The 5,917-nt window shown below is 65.0% G+C and carries 7 protein-coding genes; 5 read left to right on the top strand and 2 right to left on the bottom strand.

What is annotated here, in order from left to right; all coding sequences use genetic code 11:
• From VN856_RS18690 to VN856_RS18700, 3 genes are all read left to right on the top strand, one after another.
• Positions 1–949 (top strand): iron-sulfur cluster-binding domain-containing protein (locus VN856_RS18690; RefSeq protein WP_325691705.1); only part of this gene is annotated, 949 nt, incomplete at its 5' end.
• 19 nt (positions 950–968) lie between these two features.
• On the top strand, positions 969–2,075 hold the full coding sequence (locus VN856_RS18695) for an acyl-CoA desaturase (protein ID WP_325691707.1): 1,107 nt from the start codon (positions 969–971) through the stop codon (positions 2,073–2,075).
• Positions 2,076–2,319: 244 nt separating this feature from the next.
• A complete protein-coding gene (locus VN856_RS18700) occupies positions 2,320–3,204 on the top strand; it encodes an alpha/beta hydrolase (protein ID WP_325691709.1) in 885 nt (294 codons plus the stop codon).
• Here the strand turns inward: VN856_RS18700 and VN856_RS18705 are convergent, their stop codons facing one another.
• Complete coding sequence (locus tag VN856_RS18705) at positions 3,205–3,822, bottom strand: TetR/AcrR family transcriptional regulator (RefSeq protein WP_325691711.1); 618 nt, start codon at positions 3,820–3,822, stop codon at positions 3,205–3,207.
• A 123-nt stretch (positions 3,823–3,945) separates the two neighbouring features.
• On the opposite strand from VN856_RS18705, the gene VN856_RS18710 reads away from it, so the two are divergent.
• Both VN856_RS18710 and VN856_RS18715 read left to right on the top strand, forming a co-directional pair.
• Positions 3,946–5,274, top strand: a complete 1,329-nt coding sequence (locus VN856_RS18710) for a cytochrome P450 (RefSeq protein WP_325691713.1) — start codon at positions 3,946–3,948, stop codon at positions 5,272–5,274.
• 11 nt (positions 5,275–5,285) lie between these two features.
• Positions 5,286–5,747 (top strand): PaaI family thioesterase, encoded by a 462-nt coding sequence (locus VN856_RS18715; protein ID WP_325691715.1) that lies wholly within the window; start codon positions 5,286–5,288, stop codon positions 5,745–5,747.
• Here the strand turns inward: VN856_RS18715 and VN856_RS18720 are convergent.
• Positions 5,720–5,917, bottom strand: a 198-nt coding sequence (locus VN856_RS18720) for a hypothetical protein (protein ID WP_414686997.1), incomplete at its 5' end; no start/stop codon positions are given. The two genes, VN856_RS18715 and VN856_RS18720, sit on opposite strands and share 28 nt — an antisense overlap.

Raw genomic sequence — 5,917 nt, forward strand, 5'->3', positions numbered from 1 at the left:
GACGCTGACCGAGGGCCGCGGCAAGGTCATCGACGTGCGACGGGACACCCCGCGCAGTGTCACCCTGGTGGTGGCGCCCAACGATGCGTTCACCGACGCCCTCGCAGCCGGGCAGTACGTCAACCTCGCCGTCGAGATCGACGGGCGCCGGCACACCCGGTGCTACTCACCGGCCAACGCCGAGGGCTCCTCGCAGGTCGAGTTGACCATCGGCCATCACGACGGCGGGCTGGTCTCGACCCATCTGTATGAGCGCGCGCGTCGCGGGATGGTGGTCGGTCTGGCCGGTGTCGGCGGCGACTTCGTCCTGCCGGCCCAGCGGCCCCGCCGCATTCTGTTCGTCTCCGGCGGAAGCGGGATCACACCTGTCATGGCGATGCTGCGCACGCTGGTCAACGAGGGCCACGCGGGCGAGATCGCCTTCGTGCACTACTCGCGCAACGCCACCGAGGCGTGCTACCGCGACGAGCTTGCCGCGATGCCGGGTGTGCGAGTGCTGCACGGCTACACCCGATCAGCCGGCGGCGATCTCGACGGCCGGTTCGGCCCGGGCCACCTGGCCGCGGCCATGCCGGAAGCTGACGCGGTCTTCGTCTGTGGACCAACCGCTTTGGTCGAGGCCGTCCGTGAGCACTGCGACAACGTGTACTCGGAGAGCTTCGTGGCGCCGTCGTTCGACCTGCCCGCGCAGCCAACGGGTGGGCGGGTCACGTTCGCGGACAGCAGCATTGACGTCGCCGACGATGGCCGGCCGTTACTGGAGCAGGCCGAATCGGCCGGACTGAACCCGGCCAGCGGATGCCGGATGGGCATCTGCCACACCTGCACACGCCGCAAGACCAGCGGTGTCGTGCGCAACCTGACCACCGGTGCGGTCTCGACAGCACCCGACGAGGACGTACAGATCTGCGTGTCCGTTCCCGTCGGCGATGTCGATATCGCTCTCTAGAGACACAGGAGACTTCACGATGACACAGGCAAAGATCACCCTAACCCCCGAGCAGGCCGACGCATTCGGCGCCGAACTCGACGCCATCAAAGAACGCGTGATGGCCGACCTCGGCCAGCGCGACGCCGACTACATCCGTCGCGTCATCAAGACGCAACGCGCACTCGAAGTGGGCGGCCGCGCACTGCTGTTCGCCGGGATCTTTCCGCCAGCGTGGCTGGCGGGCACCGCGATGCTCGGGATCTCAAAGATCCTGGACAACATGGAGATCGGCCACAACATCATGCACGGCCAGTACGACTGGATGCGTGACCCGTCGATCCGCGGCCAGGAATTCGAGTGGGACACCGCGTGCCCGGCCGACCAATGGCGGCACTCGCACAACTACATGCACCACACCCACACCAACATCGTGGGCATGGACCGCGACATCGGCTACGGCATCCTGCGGATGAGCGAGGACCAGAAGTGGCGGCCCTACTTCCTCGGAAACCCGATCTACGCGTTTTTGTTGATGGTGCTGTTCCAGTACGGGGTCGCGTTGCACGAAATGGAAAGCGAGCGCATCACCTCCGGTGAGATCCGGCTGGCGGACAAACGTGAAGTCCTACAGGAGATTTGGCGTAAAACCCGCAAGCAGGTGCTCAAGGACTACGTCGCCTTCCCGCTGCTGGCCGGGCCATTCGCCCCGTTCGTCTTCACCGGCAACCTGACCGCCAACCTGATCCGCAACGTGTGGTCGTACATGATCATCTTTTGCGGCCACTTCCCGGACGGCACACAGGAATTCACCGTCGAAGAGACTCAGGGCGAGTCGCGCGGCATGTGGTATTTCCGCCAGGTGCTCGGCTCGGCAAACCTGACCGGCGGCAAGCTGTTCCACATCTTGTCCGGCCACCTGTCGCACCAGATCGAGCACCACCTCTTCCCGGACATGCCGGCCCAGCGGTACTCGGAGATCGCGTCCGAGGTTCAGGAAATCTGCCGGCGCTACGGCATCCCGTACAACTCGGGCTCGTTGCCCAAGCAGTTCGGCACGGTCGTGCGCAAGATCATCCGGCTGGCCGTGCCGCCGAGGGACCGCAGCGACGTCAAGCCAAAGGACCGCGAGCTGGTCGCCGCCTGAGCGGGATCACCCCAGCTCGTAGAAGTACCGCGACACTCGGAAGAAGTGCCCGGTGGCACTGCACGAAATTCTTACCGAACCCGAGTTTGTCTGAGGTAGGGGCGTTAACCAAGTTGCAGGAGATGTCCCCCTGTGGCGACTGGAACTGAGCGGAGAAGGGATTGGCGTGCGCGCTTAGCGGAAAGCCGACCGTTGCCGCGGCGAGCGGTGATCGGCTTCGCCGCCGTTGCTAGATTGTCAAGCCATGGTTACTCTGCCCACCCTCGAGGGCGTCGATCACAAGTACATCGATCTCGGTAATGGCGTGACGATTCATGTCGCCGACGCTGGACCCGCCGAGGGGCCGCCGGTGATGCTGGTGCACGGCTTCCCGGAGAACTGGTGGGAGTGGCATGAGTTGATCGGACCACTGGCCGCCGACGGCTACCGCGTGCTGTGCCCCGATTTGCGTGGTGCGGGCTGGAGTTCGGCGCCGCGCTCGCGCTACCTGAAGAACGACATGGCCGACGACTTGGCGGCTGTGCTGGACCGGTTGGGCGTCGGGCCGGTGAAACTGGTGGCTCACGACTGGGGCGGGCCCGTCGCGTTCATCATGATGCTGCGCCACCCGGCGAAGGTGGCCGGCTTCTTCGGACTCAATACCGGGGCGCCCTACGTCCGGCGGGATCTGTCGTCGATCCGCCACGCCTGGCGGTTCTGGTACCAAATTCCGATGCTGCTGCCGGTGATCGGCCCGCGGGTGATCGGTGATCCCAAGGGGCGGTTTTTCCGGATGCTGGGCTCCTGGGTCGGCGGCGGATTCCTGCTGCCCGAGGACGACATCGCGATGTACCTGGAGTGCATGCGTCAGCCCGGCCATGCCGTCGCCGGCTCACGGTGGTACCGCACTTTTCAGAGCACCGAGATGCTGCGCTGGCTGCGGGGTGAATTCGACGACGTTCGCGTCGACGTCCCGGTCCGCTGGCTGAGCGGCACCGCAGATCCGGTGCTCACGCCAGACCTGATCGACGGATATGCCAAGCACATCAGCGATTTCGAAGTCGAACTGGTCGACGGCGTGGGCCATTGGATCGTCGAGCAGCGCCCGGATCTGGTGCTGGACCGGTTACGCGCCTTCCTCAAAATCTGATCAATGCCGATAGCCGAGCATCGCGACCGAGGCCTGCACCGCGGGTTCGACGATCTCGCGCATAGTGTGCCCGTCTTCGACTGCCAGGGCGGTCAATTCGCGTAGACCGCCCACCAGGATCACCGCTTTCGGCAGTGTCAACGGTGGCAGGCCGGCGTTCTGAAAGCCGGGGCTCTCGGTGAGGTTCATCAGCAGGCTGGTCAGCAACTGCATACCGCGACGCTGGAACGGTCGCGCCGCGGCGTCCAATGACGGCAGCTCGCGAATCCAGCTCAGCGTGAGCGCCGGACGCGACTCGATGTGGCCGACGTAGGCCTCGACGGCCTGACGGATCTGGGTCTGCCATTCGGCGTTGGGATCGACGGCGTCGCGAATGTCCTCGCCCAGCTTTCCTACGTCGGCGTGCAGCAGCTCGAGAAAGCACTGCTCCTTGCTGAGGAACTGGTCGTAGAACGTGCGCTTGGACGTCTTCGCGTGGCGCACGATATCGGCGACGGTGCTGGCGCGGTAGCCGCGCTCAGTGATGGCGGCCGCGAGGCCATCGAGAAGGCGTTGCCGAAAGGGGTCGACATCGGTGGGGTCAGTCGAGGAAGCATCTTTCGCGACGGTCGTCGCCACGGCCCCTCCTTCTGCCAAACCGGCGTCGTCTCAACCCTTGCCAGCACTTGGTACCACACGGTACCGTACCGGAATGAGTAGTGGTACGGCGCAGTACCACATCGATGTTGGGAGTGCACCATCATGAGCACCATCGACACGCACGCGGCTTCGACGACGGCCGCCAGCACGTTGCCGCCCGGGCCCCGGATTCCAAAAGCGCTGCAGGGATTGGCCTTCGCGTTCTTTCGGCGGCGCTTCATGCACGCGATGGCGCACCGTTACGGCGACGTGTTCTCGCTGCGCGTGCCGGTGTATGGCCCGTTGGTGGTGGCGGCCAGTCCGCAGTTGGCCAAACAGGTCTTCACCGCCAGCCCGGAAGTGCTCGGCAACATTCAGCCCAACTTGAGCCGGTTGCTCGGATCCGGATCGGTGTTCGCGCTGGACAAAGACGATCACCGGCAGCGCCGCCGACTGCTCGCGCCGCCCTTCCACGGCAAGAGCATCAAGAACTACGAGTCGATCATCGAAGAGGAAACGCTGCGCGAGATCGCCGACTGGCCGCAGGGGACGGCGTTCGCCACCCTGCCGTCCACGATGCGCATCACGATCAACGCGATCCTGCGGGCGGTGTTCGGTGCCGAGGGTGCCGAACTCGACGAGCTTCGGCAGATCCTGCCGCCGTGGGTGACGTTGGGTTCGCGGCTGGCGACGCTGCCCAAACCCTCCCGAACCTACGGTCGCCACTCGCCGTGGGGCCGACTGGTCGAGTACCGACGCCGCTACGACGCCGTCCTCGACAAGCTCATCGCCGCCGAACGGTCAGACCCCAACTTCGAGCACCGCGCCGATGTGCTGGCGATGATGCTGCGCAGCACCTACGAGGACGGTTCGGCCATGTCGCGCAAGGACATTGGCGATGAGCTGCTCACCCTGCTCGCGGCCGGGCACGAGACCACCGCGTCGACGCTCGGCTTCGCATTCGAACAGCTCAGCCGGCATCCGGAAGTGCTGACCGCGCTGGTCGCCGAAGCCGAGACCGACGACAACGAGCTACGCCAGGCCACGATCCTCGAGGTGCAGCGAATCCGAACGGTCATCGATGCCACCGGCCGACACGTCCACGCGCCGGTCTTCGAACTCGGCGAATGGTCCATTCCGCGAGGGCACACCATCATCGTCAGCATTTCGAAGCTGCACGCCGACCCGGAGTTGTTTCCCGATCCGGACCGATTCGACCCGCAGCGTTACGTCGGAACCAAGCCGCCCAGTTTCGCCTGGCTGGCCTACGGTGGCGGTTCCCGACGCTGTGTTGGGGCCACGTTCGCCAACATGGAGATGGACGTCGTGCTGCGAACAGTGTTGCGTAACTTCACTATTGAAACCACGAACGCGCCGGGGGAGAAGTTGCACTCGCGCGGTGTGGCCTACACCCCGAAGGACGGCGGAAAGATCATGGTCCGTCGTCGTTAAGATCTGCGACTATGACTGCCGACGCCAACGAGCTCGTGGACATGATGAACGGCGCCCTGGGTTCGACGATCCCGATTGCCCACAAGATGGGCGTCAAGGTCGTCGAGGCCCGGCGCGGTTTTGCCGCCACCACCGTCCCGGCTGAGGGTAATGGCAACCACTTCGGCGTCATCTACGCCGGCGTGCTGTTCACTGTCGCCGAGGTCCTCGGCGGGATCATTCCGCTGATCACGTTTGACACCGCCAAGTATTTTCCGCTGGTCAAAAACCTCGACATCCAATTCGTCGCGATGGCCAAATCCGACGTGCGTGCCGAAGCCAGCCTCGACGACGAGGAGATCGCCCGAATCGAAGCCGAAGCGGCCGAACGGGGCAAGTCCGATTTCACCCTCGAGGCGGTGGTGACCGACGCCGACGGCACGACGGTCGCCACCACCCGCGGCCTCTACCAGCTCCGCGCCATCGGCAAATAGCCGTCCGGTCGCACGACACTGTGCCGCACGGGCAGCCAGCATGCCGCCAACGGGACGGTCGAGATCAGGCCCGGTGCGACCACTCCCGCTACATGCCGGTGCTCTTCGGGCATGGAGAGCGCCATGATGAGCATGACGGCGAAGTGGGCGGAGTTCGCCGCCAGGTTGAA

The sequence above is a fragment of the Mycobacterium sp. genome (assembly GCF_035603715.1).
Lineage (GTDB): Bacteria > Actinomycetota > Actinomycetes > Mycobacteriales > Mycobacteriaceae > Mycobacterium.